At 73.4% G+C, this 17,144-nt stretch carries 17 protein-coding genes and 1 pseudogene; 13 read left to right on the plus strand and 5 right to left on the minus strand.

The genetic code is table 11. The annotated features are described in order from the left end of the window. Positions 1 to 234 precede the first annotated feature (234 nt). From ACIPM1_RS26035 to ACIPM1_RS26075, 9 genes are all read left to right on the plus strand, one after another. The gene (locus tag ACIPM1_RS26035; protein ID WP_402438677.1) at positions 235 to 2,019 is read left to right on the plus strand and encodes a sensor histidine kinase; all 1,785 of its coding nucleotides are present in this window, start codon (positions 235 to 237) and stop codon (positions 2,017 to 2,019) included. After that, complete coding sequence (locus tag ACIPM1_RS26040; protein ID WP_356183189.1) at positions 2,016 to 2,423, plus strand: roadblock/LC7 domain-containing protein; 408 nt, start codon at positions 2,016 to 2,018, stop codon at positions 2,421 to 2,423. The genes ACIPM1_RS26035 and ACIPM1_RS26040 overlap by 4 nt, the downstream gene beginning before the upstream one ends. Next, on the plus strand, positions 2,420 to 2,767 hold the full coding sequence (locus ACIPM1_RS26045; RefSeq protein ID WP_402438679.1) for a DUF742 domain-containing protein: 348 nt from the start codon (positions 2,420 to 2,422) through the stop codon (positions 2,765 to 2,767). The genes ACIPM1_RS26040 and ACIPM1_RS26045 overlap by 4 nt, the downstream gene beginning before the upstream one ends. Beyond that, entirely contained in the window at positions 2,748 to 3,374 is a 627-nt protein-coding gene (locus tag ACIPM1_RS26050; RefSeq protein ID WP_402438681.1) for a GTP-binding protein, read from the plus strand. The genes ACIPM1_RS26045 and ACIPM1_RS26050 overlap by 20 nt, the downstream gene beginning before the upstream one ends. After that, the gene (locus ACIPM1_RS26055) at positions 3,371 to 4,594 is read left to right on the plus strand and encodes a cytochrome P450 (RefSeq protein WP_402438683.1); all 1,224 of its coding nucleotides are present in this window, start codon (positions 3,371 to 3,373) and stop codon (positions 4,592 to 4,594) included. The genes ACIPM1_RS26050 and ACIPM1_RS26055 overlap by 4 nt, the downstream gene beginning before the upstream one ends. Continuing rightward, positions 4,591 to 5,835, plus strand: coding sequence for a cytochrome P450 (locus tag ACIPM1_RS26060; RefSeq protein WP_402438685.1), 1,245 nt, complete (start codon positions 4,591 to 4,593; stop codon positions 5,833 to 5,835). Before ACIPM1_RS26055 ends, ACIPM1_RS26060 begins: the two co-directional genes overlap by 4 nt. Before the next feature lie 148 nt (positions 5,836 to 5,983). After that, positions 5,984 to 6,478, plus strand: a complete 495-nt coding sequence (locus tag ACIPM1_RS26065) for a lamin tail domain-containing protein (RefSeq protein WP_356183177.1) — start codon at positions 5,984 to 5,986, stop codon at positions 6,476 to 6,478. Positions 6,479 to 6,730: 252 nt separating this feature from the next. Next, positions 6,731 to 7,774 (plus strand): L-glyceraldehyde 3-phosphate reductase, encoded by a 1,044-nt coding sequence (gene mgrA / locus ACIPM1_RS26070; RefSeq protein WP_402438687.1) that lies wholly within the window; start codon positions 6,731 to 6,733, stop codon positions 7,772 to 7,774. A gap of 181 nt (positions 7,775 to 7,955) precedes the next feature. Further along, positions 7,956 to 8,300, plus strand: a complete 345-nt coding sequence (locus ACIPM1_RS26075) for a hypothetical protein (RefSeq protein WP_402438688.1) — start codon at positions 7,956 to 7,958, stop codon at positions 8,298 to 8,300. A gap of 49 nt (positions 8,301 to 8,349) precedes the next feature. On the opposite strand, the gene ACIPM1_RS26080 is transcribed toward ACIPM1_RS26075, so the two are convergent. The 3 genes from ACIPM1_RS26080 to ACIPM1_RS26090 form a co-directional block, all read right to left on the minus strand. After that, positions 8,350 to 9,300 carry a M28 family metallopeptidase gene (locus tag ACIPM1_RS26080; RefSeq protein WP_402438690.1) on the minus strand — a complete coding sequence of 317 codons (951 nt, stop codon included), beginning with the start codon at positions 9,298 to 9,300 and terminating at the stop codon, positions 8,350 to 8,352. Positions 9,301 to 9,563: 263 nt separating this feature from the next. Beyond that, entirely contained in the window at positions 9,564 to 9,740 is a 177-nt protein-coding gene (locus ACIPM1_RS26085) for a hypothetical protein (protein ID WP_402438692.1), read from the minus strand. A gap of 186 nt (positions 9,741 to 9,926) precedes the next feature. Next, positions 9,927 to 10,379: an NAD(P)H-dependent oxidoreductase gene (locus ACIPM1_RS26090; protein ID WP_356183165.1), complete on the minus strand. Its 453-nt coding sequence runs from the start codon at positions 10,377 to 10,379 to the stop codon at positions 9,927 to 9,929. A gap of 585 nt (positions 10,380 to 10,964) precedes the next feature. On the opposite strand from ACIPM1_RS26090, the gene ACIPM1_RS26095 reads away from it, so the two are divergent. After that, on the plus strand, positions 10,965 to 12,806 hold the full coding sequence (locus ACIPM1_RS26095) for an FUSC family protein (protein WP_402438693.1): 1,842 nt from the start codon (positions 10,965 to 10,967) through the stop codon (positions 12,804 to 12,806). 40 nt (positions 12,807 to 12,846) lie between these two features. After that, positions 12,847 to 13,848, plus strand: a complete 1,002-nt coding sequence (locus ACIPM1_RS26100; protein ID WP_402438695.1) for a LysR family transcriptional regulator — start codon at positions 12,847 to 12,849, stop codon at positions 13,846 to 13,848. A gap of 11 nt (positions 13,849 to 13,859) precedes the next feature. On the opposite strand, the gene ACIPM1_RS26105 is transcribed toward ACIPM1_RS26100, so the two are convergent. Next, positions 13,860 to 14,822: a restriction endonuclease gene (locus tag ACIPM1_RS26105; RefSeq protein WP_402438697.1), complete on the minus strand. Its 963-nt coding sequence runs from the start codon at positions 14,820 to 14,822 to the stop codon at positions 13,860 to 13,862. Between the two features lie 283 nt (positions 14,823 to 15,105). Here ACIPM1_RS26105 and ACIPM1_RS26110 point away from each other — a divergent pair, with 283 nt between their 5' ends. Then, complete coding sequence (locus tag ACIPM1_RS26110) at positions 15,106 to 16,212, plus strand: PP2C family protein-serine/threonine phosphatase (RefSeq protein WP_402438714.1); 1,107 nt, start codon at positions 15,106 to 15,108, stop codon at positions 16,210 to 16,212. 176 nt (positions 16,213 to 16,388) lie between these two features. Here the strand turns inward: ACIPM1_RS26110 and tnpA are convergent. After that, a pseudogene (tnpA, locus tag ACIPM1_RS26115) lies at positions 16,389 to 16,822 on the minus strand (IS200/IS605 family transposase); the annotation flags it as partial. A gap of 25 nt (positions 16,823 to 16,847) precedes the next feature. Between tnpA and ACIPM1_RS26120 the strand changes: the two are divergent. Next, on the plus strand, positions 16,848 to 17,144 hold a 297-nt coding region (locus ACIPM1_RS26120; protein ID WP_402438699.1), incomplete at its 3' end, for a helix-turn-helix domain-containing protein.

The raw sequence follows: 17,144 nt of genomic DNA on the forward strand, positions 1-17,144 counted from the left end.
CGGTCGCGCGGTGGTGTTCTCCCCGCCGTGCCCTCGGTCGTCGCAGGCTCGACACCAAGTGACCGGCGTACTCGACGAATACAGCCGGAGTCTTCGCAATCCGATCACCAAAGCTCGTATAGTGACCGCGAGTTGACCACTCCTACTCCCCCCGTCACCTGTCACGCCTCCCGTCCAAGGACCCGACCGAGGCCCGCCCGCGACCACGCCGGCGGCCGCCCGAGGACCCGATTGATGACCGCGCCCACGCCGCCCGGCGAGCGACCCGCCCTTCGCGCTCTCGCCCCCCTCCCCGCCTGCACGGCCGTCCTCTCCGCGGTCGCCCTCGCCACGGCCGTCTCGGCGGCGCCCGCCGCGGTGCGCACCCCGCTCGCCTGGGGCGCCGGGGTGGCGGCCGTGGTCCTGGTCGCGGCCGTGCTGCTGGCCGTGCACGCCCGGCAGACCGCCCGCATCGCCCGCCGCAGGCTCCAGACCGTCACGCTGGACACCGAGCGGCTGGTCCAGGAGCGCGACCGGCTGGTGGCGGAGTCGCAGCGCGAGCGGCAGCACCTGATCGACGAACTGGGCCGCCAGCGCGTCGAGTTCACCGAGTACCACGCCCAGGAGCGGACCCGCCTCGAAGACGAGAGCGCCCACGGGCTGGAACGCCTCACGCGGGAGAACGCCGACCTCGCCGCGGCCCTGGAACGCGCCACCCGCGCCCGTGACACGGCGATCGCCGCCACCGCCAACGCGGCCGGCCGGATGCAGGCCCTGACCACCGCCATACTCGCCGACCTGCGCGAGATGGAGGAGCGCCACGCGGACGAGGACGTCCTCACCGACCTGCTCCACCTGGACCACCGCACCGCCCAGGCGGGCCGCCTCGCCGACTCCGTCGCCGTGCTCACCGGCGCGCGCTCGGGGCGCCGCTGGGCACGTCCCATCTCGATGGAGTCGATCCTGCGCGGCGCGATGGGGCGCATCAGCGCCTACCGCCGCGTGCGCGTGCACGCGTCCGGGGACAGCGCGGTCGCCGGTCACGCGGCCGAGGGCGTGATGCACGCCCTCGCCGAACTCCTCGACAACGCGGCCAACTTCTCCCCGCCGACGGCCGAAGTGCACGTCTACGTCGAGGAGGTGCCCTCCGGCGTCATCGTGTCCGTCGAGGACAGCGGGCTGGTGATGGGCGAGACCCAGCTGCGCCGTGCCGAGCGGGCGGTCTCCGGCGACATCTCCGGGCTCGGCGGCCTGACGGGGACCCGGCTCGGGCTCGCCGTCGTCGGCCGCCTGGCGCGGAAGTACGGCCTGAAGGTCTCCTTCCGGCCCTCCGCGCGCGGTGGCACCGGGGTTCTGATACTCGTTCCGCAGGAGATCCTCACCAGCGCCGCCGCCCCGCATAGGCCCGCGGGCACACGGCGGGCGGCCGGGAAGCCCGCCTCCGCCGACGCACCGCCGGCGACCGGGAAGCCCGGAGCCAATGACGCACCACTGACCGCAGGACAGCCCACCTCCGCCGACGCACCGGCCGCGACCGGGGAGTCCGGAGCCGCCGATGCCTCGCCGACGGCCGGAAACCCCGGAACCGCCGACGCGCGGCCCGCGGCCGGGGCGGCTGAGCGCGTCGCGGGCCCGCAGGCCGCCGCGCCCGCGGACGACGCGGGCCCCGCACCCGTCCACGCGGGCGCCGACAGCGCCGACCTCTCCGCGAGCGGCGGCAACGGCGGCAGCGGCGTGGACGAGCGGCCCACGAGCCTGCCCAAGCGGCGCCGGGGCCGCACCCTCGCCGAGGCCGAGCGGGCCCGGGCCGCGGCCCGCGCGTCCGAGCCGCGCAGCGCACCCGCCGCCGACGACGCAAAGGTCCGCGCCGCCCGCTTCAGCAGCTTCCGGCAGGCCGTGCGTGCCACACCCCCGGACCACGCGGGCGCGCGGGACAGGACGGACGCGCGGCACCAGGCCGATCCCTCCGCCGCCGCGTCCGCGCCGGCCGACATGCCCTCACACCCGTACGCGCACCCGGAAGGCGACCCCACCTCATGACCGGCCCGACCACCGCCGACGACAAGCTCACCTGGCTCCTGGAGGGACTGCTGGAGCGAACCCCGGGCGCGCGGCACGCGCTCGTGCTCTCCCGCGACGGACTGAAACTGTGCCGCTCCCCCGAATTGACCGTCGACCAGGCCGACCAGCTCGCCGCGATCGCCGCGGGCATCCAGTCGCTGTCCCACGGCGCGTCCGTCGAGTTCGGGGACGGCAGCGGAGGGGTGCGCTCGGCGATGACCGAGTTCTACGGCGGTGTCCTGTTCATCGTCGAGGCCGGAGCGGGCGCGCACCTCGCCGTCCTCACCGGTGAGGACGCGGACGCCGGCCTCGTCGGCCACAACATGAGCGAGCTCGTGGAGCAGCTCGGCGAGTACCTCACCGCGCAGCCCCGCACCTCATGAGCCGACCCGGCCGGGACGACGCCCCGGACCGCCTCTACACGCTCACCGGCGGGCGCAGCCGCTCCGGCCACGACAACCCCTTCGACCTGGTCACCCTGGTCGTCGCCGAGTCGGAGCCGGCGCCGGGGATGCAGTCGGAGCACGTGGCGATCCTGCGGCTGGCCCGGTTCCCGACGGCCGTCGTGGAGCTCGCCGCCGAGCTGCGACTGCCCGTGAGCATCACCAAGGTCCTGCTCGGCGACCTTCTCGCGGCGGGCCGCGTCAGCGCCCGCCATCCCCGCAGGGCAGCCGTATACGACCCCGACATCCTGGAGCAGGTGCTCGTTGGACTCCGCAACCTCTGACGCGCGCACCCCGCTGGGTGCCTCCGCAGACAACGGCCTGAAGATCGTGGTCGTGGGCGGCTTCGGCGTCGGCAAGACGACCCTGGTCCGCTCGGTCAGCGAGATCCGTCCCCTCAACACCGAGGAGACGATGACCCGGGCGGGCGAGGCGGTCGACGACACCAGCGACGTGCGCGGCAAGATCGCCACCACCGTCGCCTTCGACTTCGGCCGCATCTCGCTGGACGCGCGCAACGTGCTGTACCTGTTCGGAGCGCCCGGGCAGGAGCGGTTCTGGTTCCTGTGGGACCGGCTGTTCTCCGGCACGCTCGGGGCGGTCGTCCTCGTCGACACCCGGCGCATCGGGGACTCCTGGTACGCCATCGACCGGCTGGAGCACCACGGCACGCCCTTCATCGTCGCCTGCAACGACTTCGGCGGACCCGCGCACACGCCCGCCGAGATCCGCGAGGCCCTCGACCTGGACCCGCGGGTGCCGCTGGTCGGCTGCGACGCCCGCTCGCGGGAGTCCGGCAAGCAGGTCCTCATCACGCTCGTCCAGCACATCAAGAACAGCCGTGCCGTTCCGGCCGCGCAGGCGGCACCGCCCCTCCAGGAGTACGTGTGACCCCCGACGCCGTCCCCCTCAGCGGCCCCCGGTTCCGGACCGAACCCGCCCGCCTGTACCGGGAGATGCGGCGCGAGCACGGCGCCGTCGCCCCGGTGCTGCTCGACGGCGGCGTGCCCGCCTGGCTGGTGCTGGGCTACCGCGAGCTGCACCAGGTCACGGGCGATCCGGTGCTGTTCAGCCGCGACTCCGAACTGTGGAACCAGTGGGAGAACATCCCCGCCGACTGGCCGCTGCTGCCGATGATCGGCCGCCGGCAGCCGTCCATCCTGTACACGGTCGGCGAGCGGCACCGCGAACGGGCCGCGATGATCGGTGACGCCCTGGAGGAGGTCGACCCCTCCGAACTGCGGCGGCACGCCGAGCGGTTCGCCGACGAGCTGATCGACGCGGTCTGCGCCGAGGGCGAGACCGACCTCGTGGCCCACTACGCGATGCTGCTGCCGGTGCGCGTCCTCGCCCGCCTGTACGGCTTCGCCGACGAGGACGGTCCGGGTCTGGTCACCGCTCTCAACGACATGATCGACGGCCGGGAGCGGGCGATCGCGGGCCAGGCCCATCTGGCCGCGTCGATGGCGCGGTTGCTCGCCGACCGCAGGGAGCGGCCGGCCGACGACGTGGTCTCCCGGATGCTGGCCGGCCCCGGCGGATTCAGCGGCGAGGAGATCGCGCAGGACCTGATGGTGATGATGGCGGCCGGCCACCAGCCGACCGCCGACTGGATCGGCAACTCGCTGCGCCTGATGCTGACCGACCCCCGCTTCGCCGCCTCCCTGTTCGGCGGCCGCAACAGCGTCGGCGAGGCGATGAACGAGGTGCTGTGGGAGGACACCCCGACGCAGAACGTGGCGGGCCGCTGGGCGTCCCGCGACACCCGGCTCGGCGACCGCCGCATCCGCTCCGGGGACCTGCTGCTGCTCGGTCTGCAGGGCGCCAACTCCGACCCGCAGGTCCGCACCGACGGATCGGCCCTGACCGGCGGCAACAACGCCCACTTCTCCTTCGGTCACGGCGAGCACCGCTGTCCCTTCCCCGCGCAGGAGATCGCCGAGGTGATCGCGCGGACCGGCATCGAGGTCGTCCTCGACCGCCTGCCGGACATCGACTTGGCGGTGCCCGCCGAGTCCCTCACCCGTCGTCCCTCGCCCTGGCTGCGGGGACTGACCGAGTTGCCCGTGCGGTTCACCCCCACCCCTGCCCTGGGAGGCACGTCACGATGACGACCGGCATCGAAGCACCGACCGGTACCACGGAGGGCCGTATCGCCCTCGACCCCTTCGTCGGCGACCTGGACGGCGAGAGCGCACGGCTGCGCGCCGCCGGCCCGCTCGCGGCCGTCGAACTGCCCGGCGGCGTCCCGGTCTGGGCCGTCACCCACCACGCCGAGGCCAAGGCCCTGCTCACCGACCCGCGGCTGGTGAAGGACATCGAGGTGTGGGGCGCCTGGCGGCGCGGCGAGATACCCGCCGACTGGCCGCTGATCGGCCTCGCCAACCCGGGCCGCTCCATGCTCACGGTGGACGGGGCCGACCACCGCCGGCTGCGCGCCCTCGTCGCCCAGGCGCTCACCCCGCGGCGGGTGGAGCGGATGCGGGAGCGGATCGAGAAGCTGACGCAGGAGCTGCTCGACCGGCTGCCGACGGACGAGGACGTCGTCGATCTGAAGGCGGCCTTCGCCTACCCGCTGCCCATGTACGTCGTCGCCGACCTCATGGGCATCGACACCGCCCGGCTCCCCCGGCTGAAGGTCCTGTTCGAGAAGTTCTTCTCCACCCAGACCCCGCCGGACGAGGTCGTCGCGACACTGACGGAGCTGGCCGGGATCATGGCCGAGACGGTGGCGGCCAAGCGGGCCGCGCCGGGCGACGACCTGACCAGCGCGCTCGTGCTGGCCTCCGAGGACGGCGACCGTCTCACCGACGAGGAGATCGTCTCCACGCTCCAGCTGATGGTGGCGGCCGGCCACGAGACGACGATCTCACTGATCGTCAACGCGGTGGTCAACCTCTCCACCCATCCCGGCCAGCGGGCGCGGGTGCTGTCCGGCGAGGTCGACTGGGCGGCCGTGGTCGAGGAGACCCTGCGCTGGTCCACACCGACCTCGCACGTGCTGATCCGCTTCGCGACCGAGGACGTGCCGGTGGGCGACAAGGTGATCCCCGCGGGCGACGCCCTGATCGTGTCGTACGGCGCGATCGGCCGTGACGAGCGGGCGTACGGGCCCACCGCGGGCGACTTCGACGTGACGCGGGAGTCGAGGAACCGTCACATCTCCTTCGGGCACGGCCCGCACGTCTGCCCGGGCGCGGCCCTGTCCCGGCTGGAGGCGGCCGTCGCGCTGCCGGCCCTGTACGCCCGTTTCCCGCGTCTGGACCTCGCGGTCCCGGTGTCGGAGCTGCGCAACAAGCCGGTGGTGACGCAGAACGACCTCTTCGAACTGCCGGTCAGGCTGAACCCGTAGGCCGGGGGGCGGGCGGCCCCGCCCACAGCGCGCGCCGGGCCGCCCGCCACCTTCGACGTCTTCACGTTTCCTCCACCTCGCCCACACCTTCCCCTCACCTTCGGATATGCTCCAGGCGCTTCATCCGCTTCACCGAGGGGGGACCTCAATGCGCATACGCTCTGCCCTGGCCGTCGCCGCCACCGCCGGTACGTTCGCCGTCGTGGCCGCCGGGCCGGCCCAGGCCACCGAGTACTCGTCGGCACTCAAGATCAAGGGCGTCCAGTTCGACGCTCCCGGGCGGGACTCCAACAGCTGCTCGACCGGCAACACCAAGTCGGAGTACCTGACGATCAAGAACTACTCCGGCACCGCGACCGTCAACCTCAAGGGCTACGTCGTGAAGGACGCCGCCGGCAACAGGTTCACGTTCCCCACGAACCACTACCTGCAGCCCGGCGACTACGTGAAGCTGCGCGGCGGTCACGGCACCGACTCCGACGCGAACAACGTCGTCTACCGCCAGAACTGCAACTTCATCTGGAACAACGACAAGGACACCATCTACCTGTACAAGCCGTCCGGCGTCCACGCGGACACGCACGCGTACACCGCGTCGCGCGACGACCGGGACGGCAACGGGTACATCACCTACCACGGCTGACGCCCCCGCGCGGGACGGCTTTCCCGGCGGACCGAGCGTCCGGGAGAGCCGCCCCGCCCTGGTCCGGCGACCGCGGCGCGGCAGCCCGGCGACCGCGACCCGGCGACCGTATTCATCAGCGGTGCTTCTGAATGCGATGCGAAGGAACGGTTGGACTTCAGGATCAACGAGGAGCAGGGTGGACAGGTCCCCCCATGTTCGCCGATCCGGCGGGGGGCACCCCTTGCCTGCACCACTTTCGGAGATCACCCGATGAACCACGTCGCGGACCCCGAGCGCTACAACGGCACCATGCGCTACCGCCGCACCGGACGCTCAGGACTCGACCTGCCCGTCCTGTCCCTGGGCTACTGGCACAACTTCGGGGACAACCGGCCGTTCGAGACGCAGCGCGAGATCGCGCTGCGCGCCTTCGACCTCGGGATCACCCACCACGACCTCGCGAACAACTACGGCCCGCCCTACGGCTCCGCGGAGATCAACTTCGGGCGGCTGATGAAGCAGGACCTCGCGCCCTACCGGGACGAGATGGTGATCTCCACCAAGGCGGGCTGGGACATGTGGCCCGGTCCCTACGGCCAGGGCGGCGGCTCCCGCAAGTACGTGCTGGCCTCGCTCGACCAGTCCCTGCGGCGCATGGGCCTGGACTACGTGGACATCTTCTACTCCCACCGCCTCGACGCGAGCACCCCGCTCGAGGAGACGATGGGCGCGCTGGACACCGCGGTCCGCCAGGGCAAGGCCCTGTACGTCGGCATCTCCTCGTACGACACCGAGCGGACCCGTCAGGCCGTCGCCATCCTGCGCGACCTCGGGACCCCGCTGCTCATCCACCAGCCGTCGTACAGCATGGTCAACCGCTGGATCGAGACGGAGGGCCTGCTGGACGCCGCCCAGGAGGAGGGCTTCGGCGTCATCGGGTTCACCGCCCTCGCCCAGGGACTGCTGACCGGGCGCTACCTCGACGGGGTCCCGCAGGACTCGCGGGCCGCGCAGGGCACCTCGTTCGACACCGGCTGGCTGTCCGAGGACATGCTGCACCGGCTCCGCGCCCTGAACGACGTCGCCGCCCGCCGCGGCCAGACCCTGGCGCAGATGGCGCTGGCCTGGGCCCTGCGCGACGAGCGCGTCACCTCGCTGGTCATCGGCGCCTCCCGGGTGGAGCAGCTGGAGCAGAACGTCGCCGCGCTCGGCAACCTCGACTTCAGCGCCGAGGAACTGGCCGAGATCGACAAGTACGCCGTCGACGGCGGCGTCGACCTGTGGCGGGACGCCCGCACCGGCAACCTGGGCTGACCTCCGCCGCCTGCCCCCCCCCGGTCCGGCCCCCGCGGGGCGCCCGCGCGCGGGGCCGGATCCCGGTCAGTTCTGCGGCGAGTACCGGCCGAAAGCCGCTCCCGGCGCGGCCCGCGCCGCACCGACGGGTATCGCTCCCCCACAACGCCCGCACGCGCAGGGCAAGGGGGAGCCGACCCTGGTGGCTTGGAGGCGGCACGGAGCCGGGCGGCGCGAGCCGCGCCGGGAACGGCGGCGGCGCACGGTGCGCCTGCTGCGCGCCCAGGGCCGCTACGGCCCCGAGTTCCGCGAGGTGCTGCCCGCGCTGAGCTGCCTCGTCGTGGCCGTGTGCCTGACGGTCGCGGGTGCGGCGTCCGCGTACCGTGTCCTGGGCGCCGGCGCTCCGCTGGTGGTGCACCGCGGCACCTTCAGCGTCCGGGACGTGCGGTGGGCCCGGCGGCAGGGCGGCACCCGTCTCCTGGACGGCGCCCTGCTGCACCGATGGGCCCACGGCACGCCCCTGCACCACCTGATCGACCTGTCCTGACGGAACGTCAGCACAGGTGCGGTCGTGCTTTTGACGGGCCCGCGGTGCGCTACGACGACAGCGCCCACACGACGTACGCCAGGGCGTCCGCGTTGCGGTTCAGGGCCGTCGCGTCGATGTCGGCCGACGTGTCGCAGGACGCGTGGTAGCAGCGGTCGAACGCCCGGCCCGCGGTGCCGCCCCACTTGGCCGCCTGTGCCGCCGTCTTGACGTAGTCGGCGCCGCTGAAGAGCCCGCCCACGGGTATGCCCGCGTTCTTGAAGGGCGCGTGGTCGGAGCGGCCGTCGCCCTCCGTCTCCGGCTCGGTGGCGACTCCGAGCCCGGTGAAGTAGTCCTTGAACGTCTTCTCGATCGCGGGGTCGTCGTCGTAGACGAAGTAGCCCGGGTTCGGGGAGCCGATCATGTCGAAGTTGAGGTAGCCGCCGATCCTGGCGCGGTCGGCCGCGGCGAGCCGGTTCAGGTAGGTGCGGGAGCCGACCATGCCGAGTTCCTCCGCGCCCCACCAGGCGAATCTGAGGTGCTTGGCGGGGTGGTACCCGGCCCGGGAGACGGCGAGCGCGGTCTCCAGCAACGCCGCCGAGCCGGAGCCGTTGTCGTTGATGCCGGGGCCCGCGCTGACGCTGTCGAGGTGGGAGCCGGCCATGAGGACCCGGTCCGTGTCGCCGCCCGGCCAGTCGGCGACGAGGTTGTAGCCGGTGCGGCCGGAGGAGGTGAACTGCTGGACGGTGGTGGTGAATCCGGCCGCGTCCAGCTTGGCCTTCACGTAGTCGAGCGAGGCCCTGTAACCGGGGCGGCCGTGCGCACGGTTGCCGCCGTTGGCGGTGGCGATGGACTGCAACTGGGCGAGATGGGCCTGCACGTTGGCGAGGGGGATGTCCGGGGTCGCGGCCGCCGCCCGGGGCGCGGGGTCGGCCCAGGCCAGGGAGGTGCCGGTGAGCAGGGCGGCGGTGGCGGCGGCGGTGAGGGCCGTTGGCAGGCGCCCGGGAACGGAGAGCTTCATGTGGGGGCTCCGTCTTCCGAGGTGGACTCCCGCGGTGCCCGCGACGGTTCCACGGACCCGCGTTATGGCATGTCCACGTTCAAGTGGGGGTGCCTGGATGGTGAGGGTCCACTGACCGGAAGTCAAGAGCGGAAGCCGGACACCGGTGTCCGCATGGCGGAGGGACGGCGCGGCGGGACATGCGAGTGGGCGCCGACAGGCCTCGGCGAGTACGGCGGCGGACCGCCGTACTCGCCGAGGCCTGTCGGCGCCCCTCCGCGCGCTCAGCGTCTGCGGCCGCGGACCGACCAGCCACTGCCGATGCCCGCGACGTGCAGGGCCAGCAGGGCGAGTCCGATGAGCATGATGTTCGTCGAGGTGAAGGTGCCGTTGGTGGAGATGTCGGCCGCGTTGATCAGGAAGGAGATGAAGAACAGGACCGCGGAGACGATGGCCAGCACGAGGGCTTCCTTTCGCAGAGTGGGGTTCTCATGTGTCGTGCTCTGCGGATGCCCCCGACCGGCCCTCGCATACGGGCCGTTGGGCCCGGACGCACCGGATGCCGGGAGTGCTGCCCGGTCCGTCGGTCCGTCCAGTGCGTTCAGCCCCTTGAGTCCCCGTCAGTCCCGTCAGTCCCGTCAGTCCCGTCAGTCCGCCAGTCCGGCGGCCACCACCGCGCCCAGCTCCCAGCACGCCTCGACGTCGGCCTTGCCCGGCTCTCCGGTCACCCGCACCGCCTCGGCCGCGAGGCGCCAGCCGAGGCCCGTGGTGATCGACTCGACGGCACGCACCGCTCCGGTGACGTCGTTGCCGCCGTGCACGTAGTAGCCGAAGGGCCGCCCCCTGGTCTCGTCCAGGCACGGGTAGTAGATCTGGTCGAAGAAGTGCTTCAGGGCGCCGGAGATGTAGCCCAGGTTCGCCGGGGTGCCGAGCAGGTACGCGTCGGCGGCGAGGACGTCGGCGGCCGTGGCGGACAGCGCCGCCTTCCGCACCACGCGGACGCCCTCGATCTCCGGGCTCGTGGCGCCGGAGACGACGGCCTCGAACATGGTCTGGCAGTTCGGCGAGGGCGTGTGATGCACGATCAGCAAGGTAGGCACGTCACGCACCTTGCCCCGGCGCCCCCTCCGGCCGCAAACGCCCCGCGCCCCGGCAGTCACGGGACGGCCGTCCGCCCGGACCCGCCGCGCGCCGAACGGGTGGGAGTGCCGCAGTCGGCTCGAGTTCCGCGCTGCGGCACTCCCACTCCCCGGGACACGGAAGGAGGAGCACGTCCCGGTGTGGGCGCGGGTTCCCCCGCGGCCGGACCTCAGGCTGCGCCGAACGGTTGATCTCCGAGGACGGGCGGAAGACGCATCCGATCAGCCGGTATGCCTGCTGCGCATGAAATACCGGCGCGACAGGCATTGGACGCATGGATGCCTCGTACGCGACCCTTGAACCGGCGGCGCCCGACCGCAACGACGCGGGCCCACCGAGTACGCGGGTTCCGCCCGGGTACCCGAGCCGGGCCGCCCCCCGGCGAGCCTCGGCCCGCCCTCGTGGGGGCTCCCCCCCGCCGTACGCCCACTCTCCCATCGGTCCGCCTCGGGTCCGTCCCGTCGGTGACCTCGCCGGTCCGGTCGGCCGGACACACCTCGCACGCCGCCGCCCCTCGGGTCGGCCTTCGAAAGGACAGCGCTCGTATGACCTCAGCAGCCCGTGGACGAACGGGGCGCTCGCCGCGCGACGTCCCGCTGTCGGGGCTGCGCCGCGCCGTCGGCGTCCGGCTCGGCACGCTGCCCCTCGCGGCTGCGGCGCGGGGTGCCGTCGCGCTGGCCGTACCGCTCCTCGTCGGCATGCTGACCGGGGCCGTCGTCCCGTCCGTGCTCGCCGCGATCGGCGCCCTGTGGGGGGTGAGCCAGGACGGTGCCGACCCGTACCGGCTGCGGGTCCGGCGGCTCGGTCTCATGGGCCTGGCCGCCGCCCTCGGCCTGCTCGCCGGGGAGCTCGCGCTCCGCGTCGGGCAGCAGACGGCGGTGACGGTCTGCCTGGTCGCCGCCGCGCTGGTGGCCGGTTCGGTCAGTCTGCGCGGTGCGGTGGCCTCCGTGGCGGGCATGCACCTCCTGCTCGGCGTGACGATCGGCGGCGGCATCCCGATGCCGGGTCCCTGGTGGCAGGCGCCCCTCGCGCTGCTCGCCGGGGTGGGCCTGGTCGTCGTGCTGTCCGCGGCCCCCTGGCTGTGGCGCCGGCACGACATCGAGCGGGCCGCCGTGCTCGCCGTGTACCGGGCCTCCTCCGACGCGCTGTCGGCGGCCGGCACCCCCGCCGCCGAAGCCGCGCGGCGCCGGCTGACCGCCGCGCTGGACCACGCCCAGCAGGCGATGCGCCGCCACTGGTCGCGCGGCGACCGGGCGGAGCCGGAGCCGCGGGCGCTGCTGCGGGCCTTCCACACGGCCGTGCGGCTGGGCGAGGTGACCTCGGCGCTGGTGTGGGAGGCGCGTCCGCTGCCCCCGGCCGCGACGCGGGTACCGCTGGCCATGGCGGAGCGACTGCTGCCGGACGCCCGCCTGGCTCCCGCCACCGGCTCCGGCGCCGCCTGCGTCCCGGCCGGCGGGGCCGAGGAGGCCGACACCTCCGGCCACTCCGCCCCGGACGGCGGGTCCGACCGGTCCGCGCGGGAGGGGGCCGTACTCGACGTCCCGGCCGGATCGCCCGGCCTGCGGGCGCTCGCCGAGCTGTGCGCGGAGACCGACCGGGTGGGCATGCCCGAGGTGGCCCTGCATCCGCCGCTCCGCCCGTGGCAGGGGCGGGAGTCCCATGTGCGGTACGCCGTCCTGCTGGCGGTCTGCGTGCTCGTCGCGCAGCTGTGCGCGCTGCTGCTGCACGGCCCGCGCGGCTACTGGCTCCCGATGACCGTGGCGTTCGTCTACAAGCCCGACTTCGGCCCGGTGTTCCGGCGGGCCCTGCACCGCTGCGCCGGAACCGTCGTCGGGGTGGCCGCCATCGGCGCGGTGACCCTGCTGACCACGGACGCCTACGCCCTCATCGGCGCGGTGGCCGCCTTCGGCGCCCTGATGGCCGTGGGCGTGCGCCACCACTACGCGCTGGCCACGCTGGGCCTGACCGCGATCGTGTTCGTCCTGGTCGATCTGCTCGGCGACCATCGGGCGCTGTACGGGGCGCGGATCCTCGACACGGCCCTGGCCGCGGCGATCGTGCTCGTCGCGCACTTCGCCCTGTGGCCCGACTCGGCGGCCGGGCGTGCCTCCGCGCAGACCGAGGCCGCGCTGTCCGCCGCGTACCGCTACCGCGATCTGGCCCCCACCGCCACCCCCTCCCAGCGGCACGCGCTGCGCCGCGCCGCCTACCAGCAGCTCGCGCAGGCCCGGCGGGCCGCCGCGCACGCCCACGACGAGCCGGGCCGCCCGGGGCGGCGGCTGCCGGACTGGGAGGCGGCCATCGGCACGGCCGAGCAGCTGTGCGACGCGGTGTCCGCACGGACCCTGGCCGCCGCCCCGGAAGCCTCCGTGCGCGCGGCCTCCTGACACCCCGCGCCCACCCACGTGCCCTGACAGAATGACGGAGATGGATCTCCAGATACTGCGCTCCTTCCAGGCGGTGGCCGACGGACTGACGGTGACCGAGGCCGCCGCGGACGCCCGGGTCACCCAGCCCGCCCTGTCCCGGGCGCTGAACCGCCTGGAGGAGGAGGTGGGGGCGCAGCTCCTCCAGCGCGTCGGCCGCGTCCTGCGGCCGACTCCGGCCGGACGGGTCTTCAAGGAGTACGTCGACGCCGTCCTCGACAGCTACGACCGCGGCCGGCGGGCCGTCGCCGAGGTCGTCGACCCGGACGCGGGTGTGGTGTCACTGGCGTTCCTGCACACGCTCGGCACCTGGCTGGTGCCCAAGCTGGTGACCGGGTTCCGCGAGGCGTATCCGAAGATCCGGTTCGAGCTGCACCAGCACGAGGAGAACGGGCTGGTCCAGCATCTGCTCGACGCCACCGCGGATCTGATCATCACCAGCGACGACCCGGGCCATCCGCTGATCACCTGGCGGCGGCTCCTGGTCGAGCCGCTGTGGCTCGCCGTCCCCACGCGGCATCCGCTGGCACAGCGCCGCCGGGTGCGCCTGGCCGAGGTCGCCGGAGAGCCCTTCATCCTGCTCAAACCCGGCTACGGGCTGCGCGGCGTCACCGAGACGCTGTGCCGCCGGGCCGGATTCACCCCGATCGTCGGCTTCGAGGGCGAGGAGGTCCACACCCTGCGCGGCCTGGTCGCGGCCGGTCTGGGCGTCTCCCTCATCCCCTCGTCACCCGACACCGCGGCGGCGCCCGACTTCCCGATCCGGTACCTGGAGATCACCGACGTGCGCGGCGCCCGGGACATCGGCATCGCCTGGCTCTCCGGCCGGACCCTGCCACCGGCCGACCGCCGCTTCCTCGACCACGCCCTCGCCGCGACGTCCGCGGCCGCTGACACCGACACGAACTCGGGCGCGGACGTGGACACGAACTCGGGCGCGGACGTGGACACGAACTCGGGCGCGGGCGTGGACGCGGACGCGGACTTCGGACAGGACCACTGACGCGGACCGGATCACTCCGGGCACGGCTCCGTGAAGGGAACCAGGCTCCCGTCAGCGGCGGCCCAGGGCTCCGGCCCCGTGCCGTCGCTCCAGGCCTGGAGAGCCTGCCGGTCCACGCAGACGATCCCGCACTGCTCGGCGTACTCGACCGCCGGGGCCGTGAAGTCGCTGGTGGTCACGAGGGCCGCGACGTCGGCCTCGTGGACCGTGTAGCAGGTTCCGCCGAAGCGCTGGAGCTCCTCCGAGCCCACCCGGTTGGTGGCGCAGTAGCGCTTGCACTGGATGACGACACGGCGCCCGTCCGGCGTCACGGCGAGGACGTCGGCGCCGAGGTCTCCGGCTCCGCCGACGACCTCGACGCAGGAGCATCCGTCCCGCTCGCACAGCGCGGCTATCGCCTGCTCGAACTCGTACGGATCCAGCGCCTCGTAGTCGACGCCTCCGGTCTCCGCGCCCGCTCCTCGGCGCGCGGGCAGCTCCGTGGTCACGAGGGCGACGGTCTGCTGAAGGCCGGCCCCGGCGACGCCCCGCGGGCCGGCGGGCGGATCGGCGTACGGCGTGAGGTGCTGGTCCGTGTGCGGGTCCGCGTCACCGGCGCGGGGCGCCGGAACGGAGACGTCCGCCGCGTGGGGTGCGAGCCGGGCCGGCTCGGGCACGGCGGGGGCGGGAGGTTTCTCCAGCGCGTCGAGCGCCGTCCTCGTCGCCGCGTCCAGCGCGACGGCGGCCCGGTACGCGGCCCGCTTCACCGCGTAGCCGCGGCGCCGGCGCCGCGCGGCCAGGAGAGCGGCCGTGACGAGGAGGCCCAGGACGACGGCCCAGGCCGGGCGCCGTTCCACGGCGGCGGCCGCCGTGCGGGCGGTGAACCCCAGGACGGTCACCGCGGCGGCGAGGATGCCGAAGCACAGGGCGGTGGCGCGGAGATCGAAGGTGCGTCGGCGGTCGGACCGTCTGATGCGGCGTGCGGGTGTGGTCACGGCGGTGCTGCCCCTCCTCGGCTGGACGTGAAGATCACTTCCGCCCGTCTGCCCCTGATCGCACACTTCACCGACCCGTTTCCGCCACCGATCTGACATGCCCTTACCTGGAGCAATCATCAGGCCCCGGCGCCGTCCCGCCGCAGGCTGGTGGTCTTGATCAAGCCCTTCGGGAGTTGTTGTGCACAGGCCGCCTGAGCGTTTCCCCGAGGACCGTCGTCCGGACGTCGCCGGCACCGACTCCCCCGACGCGGACCAGCGGCTCCCGGCTCCGCCCGCCTGGATGCGCTGGCTGCCGGTCCTGTACGTCGCGGGGGTCCTCGCGCTCGAGCCGGTCACCCCCGTGCAGTGGCCGGTGAGTTTCCTGCTCATCGCGCTGCCGCTGGTCGCCGCGTTCGCCCACGGGCCCGCCGTCGTCGCCGGGGTCACCGTGTTCGCCGTCGTGTTCGAGGGCGTACTGGCCGGGACCCCCTGCTGCGCAGGCCGCTCCGTGGGCTACCTGTGGGACCGCCACTACGTGGCCGCCTATGTGTCCACGGCCCTGGTGGGAGCCCTCGGCACGCTGCTGGCCGCCCACCGCACCCGGCGGGAGCGGACCCTCGCCACGGTGCGGTCCGTGGCCGAGACCGCGCAACGCGTCCTGCTGCGCCCGGTGCCCCACCGCCTGGGGCGGATCTGTGTGGAGACGCTCTACCTGTCCGCCGCCGCCGAGGCGCGCATCGGCGGCGACCTCTACGAGGCGGTGCCCACGGCGTACGGGGTGCGGCTGCTGATCGGGGACGTACGCGGCAAGGGGCTGGTCGCGGTGGAGACGGCCGCGACGATGCTCGGCGCCTTCCGCGAGGCCGCGCACGACGAGCCCGATCTCGTCGGCCTGGCGCACCGCGTGGAGCGGAGCATGAGCCGCAGGGCCGCGCAACTGCCCGGCAGCGAGATCGCGGAGCGCTTCGTCACCGCGGTGTTCGCCGAGATCCCCGACGACGAACCCGTGGTCCGCATCGTCAACTGCGGCCATCCGCCCCCGCTGCTCCTCGGCGAGGGCCGGGTCACCGAGCTGCACGCGACCGACCCCTCACCGCCGATCAACCTCGGGGTGCTGGTCGGCGACCACTACCACCTCGACGTGAAGCCCTTCCGCCCCGGTGACCGGCTGCTGCTCTACACCGACGGCGTGACGGAGGCCCGCGACCGCACGGGCGCCTTCTATCCGCTGGCCGACCGGGTCCGGTCCTGGGCCGAACTGCCGCCCCGCGAGCTGCTGGACCGGCTGCACGAGGACCTGCTCGCCTTCGGCGACGCGCAGCTCGGCGACGACATCGCCGCGCTGGCCGCCTGCCGCCTGCCCGACGAGGCCCACCCGGACGCCGCCGAAGCGGCGGCGGACGAGTAGCACGGTCGCTATCGAAATTCATTCGCAGTGCACCGGGCTTCAGCCCGGTGGTGAATAGCATCCTGTCGTGGCGACGCGGAGCGTCGCATTCCTGGTCGGCGGAGCCGGCCGTCGCATGTTCGCCACCTGCCGCGCGGAGCGCCGCGACGGCTACTCCTGGCGGAGCCGAGATGCTCACACGGGCCGGTTCTGCTCTCGATGTACTGCTCGACCACGGAGAGCGGGGCGCCACCGACGGTTCCGGCGAAGTAGAACCCGGACCAGCGCTTGTTGACCCGCCAGTAGTGCTGCACCCGGTCGGGGAATTCTCCCCCAGCCTTCGGCCGGCAGGTGCCCCCAGGCGCAGGCGTCGGGAGGAGACTCCCTTGAGGGAGTTGACGAGCCGGGCCACGGCCACCTTGGGCGGGAAGTCCACCAGGAGCTGGACGTGATTGTCCCACCGCTGCACTCGCTCAGTTCACACTCGAAGTCACCGCGGCATGATCTCCTCCATGCCTGTCAGATGAGCATCCGTGAACAGCGTGTGCCGGAACGTGGTCACGAAAACCAAGTGCACGTGCATCACGAAAACACAGGGCCGGCCAGTCCTGACGTTCTGCATCTCATCCACAACCCGAATTCGTAGGGTGATCTGTATGCAGCTTCGGTACGGCTTCCGCCTGTACCCGACAGCGGGCCAACGCGCCGCGCTGGCGAGGGCGTTCGGGTGCGCGCGCGTGGTGTTCAACGACGCGGTGCGTGCCCGTGAGGACGCTCGCGCGGCGGGCAGGCCGATTCCGAGCGCGGCTGAGCTGTCCCGCACTTTGATCACCCTGGCCAAGCGGACCGCCGAGCGGCCCTGGCTGGGCGAGGTCTCCGCGGTGGTGCTGCAGCAGGCGCTGCGCGACGCGGAGGCCGCCTACCGCAACTTCTTCGCCTCCCTCAAGGGGCAG

Source organism: Streptomyces sp. NPDC086766 (genome assembly GCF_044746005.1).
Lineage (GTDB): Bacteria > Actinomycetota > Actinomycetes > Streptomycetales > Streptomycetaceae > Streptomyces.